The 14,250-nt window shown below is 67.3% G+C and carries 15 protein-coding genes and 1 pseudogene; 8 read left to right on the forward strand and 8 right to left on the reverse strand.

The window, feature by feature from the left end; genetic code table 11:
* Complete coding sequence (gene trpD / locus KVS71_RS08775; protein WP_217584359.1) at positions 1-1,071, reverse strand: anthranilate phosphoribosyltransferase; 1,071 nt, start codon at positions 1,069-1,071, stop codon at positions 1-3.
* Between the two features lie 288 nt (positions 1,072-1,359).
* Between trpD and KVS71_RS08780 the strand changes: the two genes are divergently transcribed.
* From KVS71_RS08780 to KVS71_RS08810, 7 genes and pseudogenes are all read left to right on the forward strand, one after another.
* Complete coding sequence (locus tag KVS71_RS08780) at positions 1,360-1,917, forward strand: heme-copper oxidase subunit III (protein WP_231919669.1); 558 nt, start codon at positions 1,360-1,362, stop codon at positions 1,915-1,917.
* A gap of 20 nt (positions 1,918-1,937) precedes the next feature.
* Positions 1,938-2,738, forward strand: a complete 801-nt coding sequence (locus KVS71_RS08785) for a c-type cytochrome (protein WP_025105058.1) — start codon at positions 1,938-1,940, stop codon at positions 2,736-2,738.
* Positions 2,739-2,774: 36 nt separating this feature from the next.
* Positions 2,775-3,851 carry a ubiquinol-cytochrome c reductase iron-sulfur subunit gene (locus KVS71_RS08790; RefSeq protein ID WP_025105059.1) on the forward strand — a complete coding sequence of 359 codons (1,077 nt, stop codon included), beginning with the start codon at positions 2,775-2,777 and terminating at the stop codon, positions 3,849-3,851.
* The gene (locus tag KVS71_RS08795; protein ID WP_025105060.1) at positions 3,848-5,662 is read left to right on the forward strand and encodes a cytochrome bc complex cytochrome b subunit; all 1,815 of its coding nucleotides are present in this window, start codon (positions 3,848-3,850) and stop codon (positions 5,660-5,662) included. The genes KVS71_RS08790 and KVS71_RS08795 overlap by 4 nt, the downstream gene beginning before the upstream one ends.
* A 124-nt stretch (positions 5,663-5,786) precedes the next feature.
* Positions 5,787-6,008: pseudogene (locus KVS71_RS08800) on the forward strand (RidA family protein); the annotation flags it as partial.
* Entirely contained in the window at positions 6,005-6,529 is a 525-nt protein-coding gene (locus KVS71_RS08805) for a GNAT family N-acetyltransferase (protein ID WP_217584361.1), read from the forward strand. The pseudogene KVS71_RS08800 and the gene KVS71_RS08805, both read left to right, overlap by 4 nt.
* An 80-nt stretch (positions 6,530-6,609) precedes the next feature.
* Positions 6,610-7,029 carry a rhodanese-like domain-containing protein gene (locus tag KVS71_RS08810; RefSeq protein WP_217584362.1) on the forward strand — a complete coding sequence of 140 codons (420 nt, stop codon included), beginning with the start codon at positions 6,610-6,612 and terminating at the stop codon, positions 7,027-7,029.
* Positions 7,030-7,092: 63 nt separating this feature from the next.
* On the opposite strand, the gene KVS71_RS08815 is transcribed toward KVS71_RS08810, so the two are convergent.
* The 5 genes from KVS71_RS08815 to KVS71_RS08835 all read right to left on the reverse strand — a co-directional run bounded on the left by KVS71_RS08815 (position 7,093) and on the right by KVS71_RS08835 (position 12,136).
* Positions 7,093-7,527 (reverse strand): cytochrome c oxidase subunit 4, encoded by a 435-nt coding sequence (locus KVS71_RS08815; protein ID WP_025105064.1) that lies wholly within the window; start codon positions 7,525-7,527, stop codon positions 7,093-7,095.
* 3 nt (positions 7,528-7,530) lie between these two features.
* On the reverse strand, positions 7,531-9,264 hold the full coding sequence (gene ctaD, locus KVS71_RS08820; RefSeq protein WP_025105065.1) for a cytochrome c oxidase subunit I: 1,734 nt from the start codon (positions 9,262-9,264) through the stop codon (positions 7,531-7,533).
* A gap of 3 nt (positions 9,265-9,267) precedes the next feature.
* A complete protein-coding gene (coxB, locus tag KVS71_RS08825) occupies positions 9,268-10,164 on the reverse strand; it encodes a cytochrome c oxidase subunit II (RefSeq protein ID WP_105950036.1) in 897 nt (298 codons plus the stop codon).
* 139 nt (positions 10,165-10,303) lie between these two features.
* On the reverse strand, positions 10,304-10,666 hold the full coding sequence (erpA, locus tag KVS71_RS08830; RefSeq protein WP_060921216.1) for an iron-sulfur cluster insertion protein ErpA: 363 nt from the start codon (positions 10,664-10,666) through the stop codon (positions 10,304-10,306).
* Positions 10,667-10,732: 66 nt separating this feature from the next.
* On the reverse strand, positions 10,733-12,136 hold the full coding sequence (locus KVS71_RS08835) for a dipeptidase (RefSeq protein ID WP_105950037.1): 1,404 nt from the start codon (positions 12,134-12,136) through the stop codon (positions 10,733-10,735).
* Between the two features lie 45 nt (positions 12,137-12,181).
* Here KVS71_RS08835 and KVS71_RS08840 point away from each other — a divergent pair, with 45 nt between their 5' ends.
* The gene (locus tag KVS71_RS08840) at positions 12,182-12,754 is read left to right on the forward strand and encodes a DUF3043 domain-containing protein (RefSeq protein ID WP_060921218.1); all 573 of its coding nucleotides are present in this window, start codon (positions 12,182-12,184) and stop codon (positions 12,752-12,754) included.
* Here the strand turns inward: KVS71_RS08840 and KVS71_RS08845 are convergent.
* A complete protein-coding gene (locus KVS71_RS08845) occupies positions 12,729-13,766 on the reverse strand; it encodes a quinone-dependent dihydroorotate dehydrogenase (protein WP_105950038.1) in 1,038 nt (345 codons plus the stop codon). The two genes, KVS71_RS08840 and KVS71_RS08845, sit on opposite strands and share 26 nt — an antisense overlap.
* Before the next feature lie 10 nt (positions 13,767-13,776).
* Positions 13,777-14,247 (reverse strand): transcriptional regulator NrdR, encoded by a 471-nt coding sequence (nrdR, locus tag KVS71_RS08850; protein WP_025105071.1) that lies wholly within the window; start codon positions 14,245-14,247, stop codon positions 13,777-13,779.
* Between the last annotated feature and the right edge of the window lie 3 nt (positions 14,248-14,250).

Here is a 14,250-nt window from a genome sequence, read left to right on the forward strand (position 1 = left end):
TCACTCCTTCGGGGCAGCCAGCTCGCGGCTCACGCCGATCCACTGGTCGAGCTTCGCCAGCGCACTCCCGTCATACACCGCCGCGGACGCCCGGGCGAGCCCGTCGCGGAGGCGCTCGAGGATCGGCCGCTGCACCTGGGTCGCGTCCTGGGACAGCTCGAAGGCGACGATTCCGGCGGCGGCATTGAGGAGCACGATGTCCCGTACCGGCCCCTGCTCCCCCGCGAGGGTCCGGCGGAGAATCTCGGCGTTGTGGGCGGGAGAGCCGCCGATGAGATCGGAGAGGTCGGCGAGGGGGATCCCCAGGTCGCGCGGGTCGAGGTCGTGCTCGTGGATGTCCCCGCGGGTGACCTCCCAGATGCGGCTGTGGCCGGTGGTCGTGAGCTCGTCGAGGCCGTCGTCGCCGCGGAAGACCAGCGCCGTCGCTCCCCGCGTGCGGAAGACGCCGGTGATGAGCGGCACCCGCTCCATCTGCGCCACGCCGACCGCGTTCGCCTCGGCGCGCGCCGGATTGCAGAGAGGTCCGAGCATGTTGAACACCGTGGGCACGCCGAGCTGCGAACGGACCGCGCCGGCGTGCTTGAAACCGGGGTGGAAGGCCCCCGCCCAGGCGAAGGTGATACCCGTCCGGTCGAGGATCGAGGCGACGGCGTCAGGATCGAGCGAGAGTTCCAGGCCGAGGGCACCGAGGACATCGGAGGAGCCGGACGCGGAGCTCGCGGCCCGATTCCCATGCTTGACGACCGGGATCCCGGTGGCGCCGATGATGACGGCCGCTGTCGTCGAGACGTTCACCGTACCCACGCGGTCCCCGCCCGTGCCGACGATGTCCAGCACGTCCGGAGAGACCGGAAGCGGCACGGCGGCTTCGAGGATGGCATCCCGGAAACCGACGATCTCGTCGATCGTCTCGCCCTTTGCGCGCAGAGCGACGAGGAACCCGGCGAGCTGCGCTTCGGAGACCTCGCCCTGCATGATCCGCCGCATGGCCCAGGTGGACTCCCAGACGCTGAGGTCGCGACGCTCCAGGAGAGAGGTGAGCACGTCGGACCAGGTCAGGGAATCAGCCATGTGTGCGATCCTATCGGCGCAGAGAAAACGTGCAGTGCGATCCGGGCGGGCGCCCACGCGACGAAGGAACGGCGTTTCCCGCGTATTCACCGGGTATTCGCAGTGTTTTCTTAGGGTCCCCTAAGTCCTCGAAGGGTGAATCGAGGGTCGGGGGTGCAAGAATCACGCTCGCGGATCGGCCATAATGGAGGGGTGACGACCTCAGCGACGTATGCCCCGGCGGCGAGAACCATCAAGCGGCCCAACCCGGTAGCTGTCGGCACCATTGTGTGGCTCGGCAGCGAGGTGATGTTCTTCGCGGGACTCTTCGCGATCTACTTCACCCTCCGCAGCACCTCACCCGAGCTGTGGGCCGACCGTACCGAGCTCCTGAACGTTCCGTTCGCGGCAGTGAACACGGCGATCCTCGTGCTCTCCTCCTTCACGTGCCAGATGGGCGTGTTCGCGGCGGAGGACCTGCAGCCGTACAAGATCGGCAAGGGACAGAAGAACGGTGCCGGCCGCCGTCGTCTGTTCGGCTGGGGCATGGTCGAGTGGTTCTTCCTCACCTTCGCCCTCGGCGCGATCTTCGTCTCGGGTCAGGTCTGGGAGTACGCCCAGCTGGTCGCCGAGGGAATGCCGATCCAGGCTGACGCCTACGCCTCGGCCTTCTACATCACCACCGGCTTCCACGCCCTCCACGTCACCGGCGGACTCGTCGCGTTCCTCCTGGTGATCGGCCGCGCGTACGCCGTCAAGAACTTCCGGCACAAGGAGGCGACCTCCTCGATCGTGGTGTCCTACTACTGGCACTTCGTCGACGTCGTCTGGATCGTGCTGTTCTTCGTTATCTACTTCCTGAAATAAGAGCGGAGCTGATCCCCGAGATGGCACGAGAGAAGAAGCGCCGTTCGAGCGGTCGTCGCAGCCCACTGGCGGCGGCCGCACTCATCGGAGCAGGCCTCATGATCACCGGTGCGGTGTACGCGGGCGCGACGGCGGCCTTCGCCGCCAACGACGCCCCCACGGCGTCGACGCAGCTGACGGTCGAAGACGGCGAGAAGCTGTTCACGGCCAACTGCGCCACCTGCCACGGCCTCGACCTGGAGGGCACCCCCAACGGCCCGAGCCTCTACGGCGTCGGCGAGCTGGCGGTGGAGTTCCAGGTGTCGACCGGTCGTATGCCGCTGCAGATGCAGGGACCGCAGGCTCCGCAGAAGGAGCCGCAGTTCACCGAGGAGCAGATCCTCGCGATGGCGGCCTACGTGCAGTCCGAGGCCCCCGGCCCGACGTACCCCGCTGACGAGATCATCGACGGCGAGGGCGACGTGGCGCACGGCGCCGAACTCTTCCGCGTCAACTGCGCGATGTGCCACAACGTGGCCGCCGCCGGTGGCGCTCTCACCGAGGGCAAGTACGCTCCGGCCATCACGGAGACCAGCGCGCTGCACATCTACGCGGCCATGGTCACCGGCCCGCAGAACATGCCGGTCTTCGGCGACATGAACCTGTCCGACGAGGACAAGCGCGACATCATCTCGGCTCTGCTCTTCCAGCAGCAGTCCGTCCAGATCGGCGGCTTCTCCCTCGGCTCGCTCGGACCGGTCTCCGAGGGCCTGTTCGTGTGGATCTTCGGTATCGGCGCTCTGGTCGCCATCACCGTGTGGATCACGGCGAAGTCCAACTGACGCTTATTCATCGAAGAGGAACGTACGAGGAGCACCATGGCACACGACGACGACTCGCAGGCTCTTGACAGGGCCTACCAGCCCTCTCCGGGGCTGGGTGTCGCAGTCAGCGATCCCGTGCAGAACCCCGGTCTTCCGCCGCACCGCGAGCGGATGACCGACAAGGACCCGCGCGCTGAGAAGGCCGCCGTCCGCACCGTCTACACGCTGTTCTACCTGTCGCTCGCCGGCAGCATCTGGGCGGTCGCCGCCTACATGTTGTTCCCGATCGAGAGCGGCGCTCTCATCGACATCCGTCAGAACAACCTCTTCATCGGTCTCGGCATCGCGCTCGCGCTGCTGGCTCTGGGCATCGGCGCGATCCACTGGTCGAAGGCCCTCATGTCCGACAAGGAGCACGTCGAGCTCCGCCACCCCACCCGGGGCAAGGACTCGACGCGTGAGGCGGCCATCAAGGCCTTCGCAGACGCCAACGAGGAGTCCGGCTTCGGTCGCCGCACGATGATCCGCAACTCGCTGTTCGCGGCGATCGTCGCGTCGATCATCCCCGGTGTGACGCTGTTCCGTGGCCTCGCCCCGCACTCCACGCCGGACGACCCCACCGCGGGCGACCCGGTCGCGCTGCTGAAGCACACGATGTGGGATGAGGGCATGCGCCTCGTCCGCGACCCCGACGGCACCCCCATCCGTGCCGCCGACGTCACGCTCGGCTCCGCTTTCCACGTGATCCCGGAGGATCTCGCGGAGCTCGGTCACGATGAGGGCTACCTCGAGGAGAAGGCCAAGGCCATCGTGCTGATGATGCGCCTCCGCCCGGAGCAGCTCATCGAGGCCGAGGACCGCAAGGACTGGTCCTACGACGGCATCGTCGCGTACTCCAAGGTCTGCACGCACGTCGGCTGCCCCGTCGCGCTGTACGAGCAGCAGACCCACCACCTGCTGTGCCCGTGCCACCAGTCGCAGTTCGACGTCACGGACCACGCGAAGGTCATCTTCGGCCCGGCCGCTCGGCCGCTGCCTCAGCTGCCCATCACCGTGGACGACGAGGGCTACCTCATCGCACGCAGCGACTTCACCGAACCCGTCGGCCCGAGCTTCTGGGAGCGCCATTGAGCACCGCAACGCTGTCCAAGGACGAGAAGGACACCAAGGCGCCTCTCGGCGGCCGCTTCGTCGGCGCCGCGTCGAACTACATCGATGAGCGCACGAGCCTCTCCGGCTTCGTCAAGGAGCTGGGTCGCAAGATCTTCCCTGACCACTGGTCGTTCATGCTCGGTGAGATCGCGCTCTGGAGCTTCGTCGTCGTGTTCCTCTCCGGAACCTTCCTGACGTTCTTCTTCCAGGCGTCGATGGTGGAGACCCACTACACCGGCGCCTACGCCCCCATGCGCGGAATCGCGATGTCGTCGGCCCTCGAGTCGACCCTGCACATCTCGTTCGACCTCCGCGGTGGCCTCCTGGTCCGCCAGATCCACCACTGGGCCGCGCTCGTCTTCATCGCCGGCATCGGCGTGCACATGCTGCGCGTGTTCTTCACGGGCGCGTTCCGCAAGCCGCGCGAGCTGAACTGGGTGATCGGCTTCGTGCTGTTCATCCTCGCGATGGCCGAGGGCTTCACCGGTTACTCGCTCCCCGACGACCTGCTGTCGGGTAACGGTCTGCGCATCATCGACGGCATGATCAAGGGTCTCCCGCTGATCGGCACCTGGACCTCGTTCCTCCTCTTCGGCGGCGAGTTCCCCGGCACCGACATCGTGGGTCGCCTGTACACGCTGCACATCCTGCTGCTCCCGATGCTGGTCATCGCCTTCATCGCGGTGCACCTGATGCTCATGATCATCAACAAGCACACGCAGTTCGCCGGCCCCGGCCGCACGAACGACAACGTCGTGGGCTACCCGATGATGCCGGTCTACATGTCCAAGATGGGTGGCTACCTGTTCATCGTCTTCGGCACCATCGTGCTGATCGCGACGTTCTTCCAGATCAACCCGATCTGGAACTACGGCCCCTACGACCCCTCCCCCGTCTCGGCCGGTACGCAGCCGGACTGGTACATCGGGTTCGCGGACGGCGCGCTGCGCCTGGCACCGTCGAACTGGGACATCGTGTTCCTCGACCACACCTGGTCGTTCGGAATCCTGGCCCCGGTCGCCGTGCTCGGCCTGTTCATCGTCATCGTCGCGATCTACCCGTTCATCGAGGCGTGGGTCACCGGCGACAAGCGTGAGCACCACATCGCCCAGCGTCCGCGCAATGCGGCCACCCGCACCGCGATCGGCGTCGCCGGCGTCATCTTCTACGCGGTCCTGTGGGCGGCGGCCTCGTCCGACCTCATCGCCACGCACTTCATGCTCACCATGGAGGGCGTGATCCACACGCTGCAGGCGCTGCTGTTCCTCGGCCCGATCATCGGCTACTTCGTCACGAAGCGCATCTGCATCGCGCTCCAGAAGAAGGACCGCGAGATCGTCCTGCACGGCTTCGAGTCGGGCCGCATCGTGCGTCTCCCCGGCGGCGAGTTCATCGAGGTGCACCAGCCGGTCGACGTCTACGACCGCTGGAAGCTCATCGACGTCGACGGCTACGAGCCGCTGGTCGTCCGCCCGAACGCCAAGGGCCGCATCCCGTGGACGGAGAACCTCCGTTCGGCGATGTCGCGCTGGTTCTTCGAGGACCGTCTCGCCCCGCTCACGCAGGCCGAGATCGACGCGGCTGACGCGCACCAGCATCACGTCACTGCGGGGAACGAGGAGGCGGAGGCCGCCGAGATCCAGGGCGCTCACGAGCGTGCCGGATTCCCGGACGCGCCGCTCACGGTCGACGAGACGCACGTCGACGAGACGCCGAACACGCCCAGCACGGTGATCTCGACCGAGCCCGTCAAGAAGCCTCGGAAGAAGAAGTCGGAGGACGACGAGTAAGTCGTCACTCCCCTTCGATGAAGGCCTCGTCCGATCGGACGGGGCCTTCATCGTTCTCCCCCGATGAGAGGATCGTCTCATGTCTTCGGCCGTCCGCCTGCTCCGTGCTCCCCTCCTCGCCGACGCGCTCAAGGCATCCGGCGCCGCTCCGACGGATGTCATCGGCACGCGGGTCCTGGTGGCCTCCTCCGCGCAGCGGGACCTCGTCACGGCCTGGGACATCATCCACGCCGCGTTCGGCGCTCACGACGTCCCCAGCACCCTCCTCGGCGTGACCGTCCTCGGCTACGACGACCAGCTCGTCGAGATCGAGGCAATCGCCGCTCTGCCCGCGGACCGTGCATGACCGCCCTCATCCGAAACGCGACGGATCAGGACCATACCGTCCTGGAGGAGATCGAGCGCGCCGCTGACAGCCTTCTGACCGATCGCTTCGGTGCCGAGGACTGGCCCCCGCCGTCGACAGCCGACGACCGCCGGCGCGCCGAGGGGTTCGTCCTGGTGGCCACCTGCTCCCCTACGGCGGAGCCTGCCGGCGGACTCCAGGTGCCGGTCGGGTTCGTGCAGGTGCTGGAGGGACCCGGGTACGCCCATCTGGAGCAGCTGTCCGTCCACCCCGCCTCCGCTCGCCGCGGTATCGGTCGCGCCCTCGTCATGGCGGCCCAGAAAGAGTCCCGCCGGCGGGGTCGCACGCAGCTCACGCTGCGCACCTACGCGGATGTACCCTGGAACGCCCCGTTCTACTCCCGCTGCGGCTTCACGGAGTCCACGCCGGACACCGACTTCCTCCGCGAACTCGTGGCCGTCGAAGAGCGTCTCGGCCTGACCCGGTACGGGCGGCGGATCCAGATGACTGCGGCGCTCTGACCGACTACGACGGCAGGATTCGCGCGACGCGCGACGGTATCCCTCGGTCGTCGGCGCCCGCACATCCCTAGTCTGGGCTCATGATCGATCGCCTCGACTACTTCGCCGCCCGACTCGCCTTCGAGACCGACCCCAGCGACGTGCACGCCGACCGCACAGCCGGCCGCCCACTGGTCGTGGTCGACGTCCGCTCGACCGAGGCATTCGCCCAGGGGCGCGTGTCCGGCGCGCTCCACATGCCTCACAGCGAGATCGCCCACCGTGCCCCGGAGGAGATCCCGGCGGACGCCGAGGTCGTCGTCTACTGCTGGAGCCCCGGATGCAACGGCGGTGTCCGCGGCGCGCTCGAGTTCGCTCGTCTCGGCTATCGCGTGCGCGAGATGATCGGCGGCTTCGAGTACTGGGCCCGCGAGGGATATCCCATCGAAGACGCCGAGGGTGTGCACCACCGTCCCGTCGACCCGCTGACTGGAATCCCCCGCGTCCGCACCCACGTGTGAACTGTTCGCAGGAACGACGAAGGCCCCCGGTGTGATCCGGGGGCCTTCGTGGTGCGAGGAGACTCAGCGGGCGAAGTTGCCGCGGTAGTACTCGTAGACCCAGCCGACGATCGCGACCACGAAGATCGCGAGGCCGATCGGGAGCAGGAAGTGACCGACCGCAAGACCCACGACGAAGACACCCGCCGAAGCCGCGAGGACGAGCGGCCACCAGGACCACGGGCTGAACTCGCCGAGCTCGGGGTCACCGTCGTCGATGTCCGACGTGAGGATGTCCTCGGGCAGCTCACCGTTCTGCGCCTTGTGCGTCCGGTCGAGGTAGAAAGCGACCATCGCGCCCATGAAGGCCGAGAAGAACAGGGCGACCGTGCCGACCCACTCGATCTGGTTCACCAGCGGAAGGCCCGGGTGAGCCAGGATGTTCCAGCCCGTGTAGACGACGCCGACGAGGGCGAAGAACGCGGTGAGGACCCACCAGATGATGACGTTGTCGCGCATGGCTCAGTGGCCCTCTCGCTCGCCGGGTGCGGTGGTCGCGAACTCCGCGGCCTCCGGGTGGTTCAGGTCGAAGGCCGGACGCTCGCTGCGGATGCGCGGGATCGACGTGAAGTTGTGCCGCGGCGGCGGGCACGACGTGGCCCACTCGAGCGAGGCACCGTAGCCCCAGGGGTCGTTCACCGTGACCTTCGGCGCCTTGCGCGCCGTGATCCAGACGTTCAGGAAGAACGGCAGCATCGAGGCGCCGAGGATGATCGCGCCGATCGTCGAGACCTGGTTCTGCCACGTCCAGCCGTCCGCTGCGGAGTAGTCCGCGTAGCGACGCACCATGCCGTCGACACCGAGCCAGTGCTGGATGAGGAAGGTCATGTGGAAGCCGACGAACAGCATCCAGAAGTGCACGTAGCCGAGGCGCTCGTTCAGCATGCGACCCGTCCACTTCGGCCACCAGAAGTAGAAGCCGGCGAACATCGCGAACACGACCGTACCGAACACCACGTAATGGAAGTGCGCCACGACGAAGTAGCTGTCGCTGAGGTGGAAGTCCAGCGGCGGGGCCGCGAGGATCACACCGGTGAGGCCACCGAAGACGAACGACACGAGGAAGCCGAGCGAGAACACCATCGGGGTCTCGAACGTCACCGAACCGCGCCAGAGCGTTCCGATCCAGTTGAAGATCTTCACACCTGTGGGCACCGCGATGAGCATCGTCATCAGGGCGAAGAACGGCAGCAGCACGGAGCCGGTCACGTACATGTGGTGCGCCCACACGGCGACGGACAGGGCCGCGATCGCGATCGTCGCGTAGACCAGGGTCTTGTACCCGAAGATCGGCTTCCGGCTGAACACCGGGAAGATCTCCGAGACGATGCCGAAGAACGGCAGCGCGATGATGTAGACCTCGGGGTGGCCGAAGAACCAGAAGAGGTGCTGCCAGAGCAGGACACCGCCGTTGGCCGGGTCGTAGATGTGCGCACCGAGCACGCGGTCGGCGGCGGCGGCGAAGATCGCCGCGGCCAGGACCGGGAAGGCCATCAGGATCAGCAGGCTGGTGATAAGCGTGTTCCAGCTGAAGATCGGCATGCGCCACATCGTCATGCCGGGAGCACGCATCGTGATGATCGTCGTGATGAAGTTCACCGCACCGAGGATGGTACCGAAGCCCGAGATGCCGAGACCGAGCATCCAGAGGTTTCCGCCCGCTCCTGGCGAGAACGACGCGTTGGCCAAGGGCTGATACGCGAACCAGCCGAACGAGGCCGCACCCTGCGGGGTGAGGAAGCCGGCGACCGCGATGGTCGAGCCGAACAGGAACAGCCAGAAGGCGAAGGCGTTCAGACGCGGGAACGCGACGTCCGGAGCGCCGATCTGCAGCGGCAGGATCGCGTTGGCGAATCCCGCGAACAGCGGCGTCGCGAACATCAGCAGCATGATCGTGCCGTGCATCGTGAACAGCTGGTTGTACTGCTCCTTGGTCGGGACGATCTGCATCCCCGGAGCGAACAGCTCGGCGCGGATCACCAGCGCCATCACGCCACCCAGGAGGAAGAACATCACCGAGGCGATGAGGTACATGTACCCGATCGTCTTGTGGTCCGTGGAGGTGATCCACTTGACGACGATGTTGCCCTTCTGCTCGACGCGCGAGGAGCTCATCAGAGCAGCCTGGCGCGCGGGCAGGGTGGTGGGACGGGAGCGAGGTGCCTCGTCGGTGCGAGGAGCTTCAGTGGTCGACATGGCTTACTCCTCTCCTTCCTCGGTGTCGGTCTTCCCGGAGGTGCCGGGGAGGTTCGAGAGACGGTCGTACGCGTCGGTGATGTCCCCGGTGTTGCCCTCTTCCTCGAGGGTCTCGAGGTAGGCGTTGTACTCGTCCTGCGAGACGACCTTCACGTTGAAGAGCATCATCGAGTGGTACTCGCCGCAGAGCTCGGCGCACTTGCCGGCGTACTCGCCCTCACGGGTGGGGATGAAGGACCAGGAGTTGTCCTTCCCGATGAACATGTCCTTCTTGTAGAGGAAGTCGATGATCCAGAAGGAGTGGATGACGTCGCGCGACTGCAGGTTGATGGTGACCTTCTGGTCGACCGGCAGCACCAGGGTCGGCAGCTCCGCCTGGTCGATGTTGCCTTCCGCGTCGGGCTGGGCCTGGATGCCCATGGTCCACACGGTGTCTTCCTCGGTCTCACCGTTGTACTGGAAGTCCCACGCCCACTGCTTGGCGATCGCGGTGATCTCGACGTCGGGGTCGTCCCACTTCGTCTCGATCTCGGTCTGGTCGCGAGCCGTGAAGAAGAACATGCCCAGCACGAGGATGAGCGGCACGATCGTGTAGAAGATCTCGATCGGCATGTTGTAGCGCATCTGCACCGGGAGGCCGGTCTGGCCCTTGCGGCGGCGGTACGCGATCGCAGCCCAGGCCATGAGGCTCCAGGTGACGACACCGACCGCGAGGAGCACGATCCAGGAGTTCACCCAGAGGGACGACACGCGCTCCGTCTGGTTGGTTGCTGCCGGACCACCATCCACGAAGCCCGGAAGAAAGCCGTTCAGCTCGGTGGGAGTACATCCCGCCAGAGCCACAGCTGCCACAACTCCCACAGGGAGTGCGGCCCAACGAAGGCGGCGTTTCGAGGGCACGATGCACCTTTCAGATCGCGGACAAGGCATGTCCAAGTCTAGAGCAACCTCACACCTGATTCATGCCAACCATGCAGGTTGAGAAGCGGAACGGCCGCCGTCACGCGAGGTGACGACGGCCGTTCGCGGGAAGAACGTGTCAGTGGAAGCTGTCGCCGCAGGCGCAGCTGCCCGCCGCGTTCGGGTTGTCGATGGTGAAGCCCTGCTCCGAGATGGTGTCCTTGAAGTCGATCGAGGCACCGTCGAGGTAGGGAACGCTCATGTTGTCGACGATGACCTCGACACCGTCGAAGTCGACGGTCTCGTCGCCTTCGAGGTACCGCTCGTCGAAGTAGAGCTGGTAGATCAGGCCCGAGCAGCCGCCGGGCTGCACGGCTACGCGCAGACGGAGGTCATCGCGGCCCTCCTGCTCCAGGAGGTTCTTCACCTTCGTGGCGGCGGCGTCCGTCAGCTTGACGCCGTGTGCGCTTGTGGTCTCTGCGGACAGGGTGGTGTCGCTCATGTCGCTCCTCATAACGGGCCGGGTACGGGCTCTCCGACGATTCTACCGCCGGTGGGGACGGAAGGCTCAGATCTCCCGCGCGTTCATACGGGCGAGCAGCAGGGCCTCGGTCGCCACGGCGTGCCGGAACGTGTCCAGGTGCAGCGACTCGTTGGGGCTGTGTGCGCGGGAGTGCGGATCCTCCACGCCGGTGACGAGGATCTGGGCCTCCGGGAACTCCCGCACGAGATCCGCGATGAACGGGATGGACCCGCCCACGCCCAGGTCCACCGGAGCGACGCCGTACCCGTCGCGCATCGCGTCGCGGGTGAGGGAGACCGCCCACCCGCTCGTGTCCACGAGGAAGGGGTTGCCGAGGTCCACATCGGAGAAGGTCAGCTCGGCACCGAAGGGCGCGTGTGCACGGAGGTGGCGCTCCAGAGCCTCGTAGGCATCCTGACCGGACTGCCCGGGGGCGACACGGGCGCTGATCACCACGGTCACCTCCGGGAGCAGGGTGTTCGAGGCTGAGGCGACGCTCGTCGCATCGATGCCGATGACCGTGACGGAGGGCTTGTTCCAGATACGGCTGAGGATCGTGCCGTCGCCGATGGGCGTCGTCCCCGGGAGGAGCCCGGCCTCGTCGCGCAGTGTCTCCTCGGTGTACTCGGGCGTCTCGGCATCCCGAGCGGTCATCCCCTCGACCGCGACGGAGCCGTCCTCGTTCCACAGCGTGGCGAGGAGTCGCACGGTCGCCATCATCGCGTCGGGAACCGCGCCACCGAACATCCCGGAATGGGACGCGTGGTCGAGCGTGCGCACCTTCAGGGTGAAGCGTGCGTTGCCGCGGAGGGACACGGTCAGGCCCGGCGTGACGGAATCCCAGTTGCCCGAGTCAGCGACGACGATCGCATCGGCGCGGAGGGCCTCCTTGTTGTCGGAGAGGAACTGTGCGAACGAACGCGAGCCGTACTCCTCCTCCCCCTCGACGAACATCGCGATCCCGAGGTCGAGGTCGTCTCCGAGCACCTCGGCGACCGCGCGGATCGCGCCGATGTGGGCCATGATGCCGGCCTTGTCGTCCGCGGCACCGCGTCCGTACAGGCGGCCGTCACGCACCGTCGGTTCGAACGGCGGCGTCTCCCAAAGGGCGTCATCCCCCGGAGGCTGCACGTCGTGGTGGGCGTAGAGGAGGATCGTCGGCTTCCCGTTCCGCGCCGCGCGCGTCGCGAGGACGGCGGGCTGGCCCTGCTCGTCGGTACCGGGGATGTCGGCACGGAGTACCTTCACCTCGTCGAACACCCCGGTGCCGCGCGCGAGCGTGGCGACGGCGTCGGCGCTGCGCTCGAGCTGCGTCTGGTCGAAGGCGGGCCAGGCCATGCCGGGAATGCGCACGAGGCTCCCGAGGTCCGACAGCGCGGAGGGGATGCCGGTGGCGACCGCTTCGAGGACGGCGGCGTCGGACTCGCTGGGAAGTGCAGGTGAGGTCATGCGAGTAATCTTAAGGCGACCCACCCCAGCGAACCGAGGAACCTCGTGGCCACTACCCCCGCCTCCCCTTCGACGAACGACGACGCCCCCCAGACGCCTGCCGTCGGCAAGGGACGCGCGACGCCGACCCGCGCCGAGCAGGAGGCTGCGCGCCGGCGCCCCCTCGTGGCGAACACCAAGGAGGCGAAGGCCGCGGCTCGCGCCGAGCTCAACGAGCGCCGCGCGAAGGCGCAGGCCGGCATGGCCGCCGGCGAGGAGAAGTACCTCCCCGCGCGTGACAAGGGCCCGCAGCGCCGGTGGGTGCGCGACTACGTCGACGCCGGCTGGCACCCCGCCGAGTTCGTGATGGGCGTCATGGTGCTCGTCATCCTGGCCTCGCTGCTGCCGACGAACATGATGATCTCGTTCTACGCGTACCTGTTCATGATGGCCTACCTCGTGATCGCGATCGGCGGCATGATCCTCCTCGGCATGCGGGTCAAGCGCAAGGCGGCCGCGAAGTTCGGCAAGGACCGCGTCGAGAAGGGCCTCGGCTGGTATGCGGGCATGCGAGCCCTGCAGATGCGCTTCATGCGCCTGCCCAAGCCGCAGGTCAAGCGCGGGCAGTACCCCGACTGACCAGTCCTCGGTTGATCTCGCGGCCCCAGAACGGGCCGCGATAGAGGAACGCCGTGTAGCCCTGGACCAGGGTGGCCCCGGCATCCAGACGCTCCTGCACATCGGCGGCCGTCTCGACACCGCCCACCGCGATCACGCAGAAGTCCTCGGGGACCGCGGCACGGACGACCCGGAGCACCTCCAGCGATCGTTTCTTGAGCGGAGCACCGGAGAGACCGCCCGCACCGGCCGCCTCGACGACGGCCGCATCGGTGCGCAGTCCGTCACGGCTGATCGTCGTGTTGTGGGCGATGATGCCCGCGAGCCCTTCCTCGACGGCGAGCCGCGCGATCGCGGTGATCTCGTCATCCGGCAGATCGGGGGCGATCTTCACGAGCAGCGGAGTGGACCCGGCCGCGTCACGGACGGCGCGCAGCAGCGGCGCCAGGGTCTCCACCGCCTGCAGACCCCGCAGCCCGGGAGTGTTCGGCGATGAGACGTTGACCGCGAGATAGTCGGCCAGCGGAGCCAGGCGGGTGGCGGAGGCGACGTAGTCGGCGACGGCGTCCTCGACGTCCACCACGCGGCTCTTGCCGATGTTCACGCCGATCACCGTGTCGGGGGCGCCCCGGCGGAGGCGGGCGAGACGACGGGCTGCGGCATCCGCGCCCCGGTTGTTGAAGCCCATGCGGTTGATGACCGCCCGGTCCTCGACCAGCCGGAACAGGCGCGGCTTCGGGTTGCCCTCCTGCGGGACAGCCGTGATCGTGCCGACTTCAACGTGGCCGAAGCCGAGCGCCGCGAGTCCGCGAACCCCGACGGCGTTCTTGTCGAACCCGGCCGCGATGCCGAACGGCGACGGGAACGTCAGCCCCAGGGCCTCGACGCGAAGCGAAGGGTCAGGGCGGGTCATCGCGCGGGTGGCCCACGACAGCGGCGGCACACCGAGTACGCGGATCACCGCCATGCCGGCGTGGTGGGCGAACTCGGGGTCGAAGCGCGACAGGACGGCGCGGAAGAGCAGCGGATACATCCCTGCCAGATTACCGGTCCGCCGCCTCCGCCTTCGCGTGGTCCGCCCGGAGGTCGCTGATCGCGGATTCGAAGTCCTCGAGCGAGTCGAACGCCTGGTAGACGCTCGCGAAGCGGAGGAAGGCGACCTCGTCGAGCTCACGAAGCGGCCCCAGGATGGCGAGGCCGATCTCGTTCGTGTCGAGCTGGGAGACGCCGGTCTGTCGGACCGCCTCCTCCACCCGCTGCGCGAGGATCGCGAGGTCCGCCTCCGTCACGGGACGCCCCTGGCAGGCCTTGCGCACGCCGGAGATGACCTTCTCCCGGCTGAAGGGCTCCATGACGCCCGAGCGCTTGATGACGTTGAGGCTCGCCGTCTCCGTCGTGGAGAACCGTCCCCCGCATTCCGGACACTGACGGCGCCGACGGATCGAGAGTCCGTCGTCGCTGGTGCGGGAATCGATGACCCGGGAGTCGGGGTGACGGCAGAAGGGGCAGTGCATCTG

The organism is Microbacterium sp. GbtcB4 (assembly GCF_019091465.1).
In the GTDB taxonomy this organism is placed as follows: Bacteria; Actinomycetota; Actinomycetes; order Actinomycetales; family Microbacteriaceae; genus Microbacterium; species Microbacterium paraoxydans.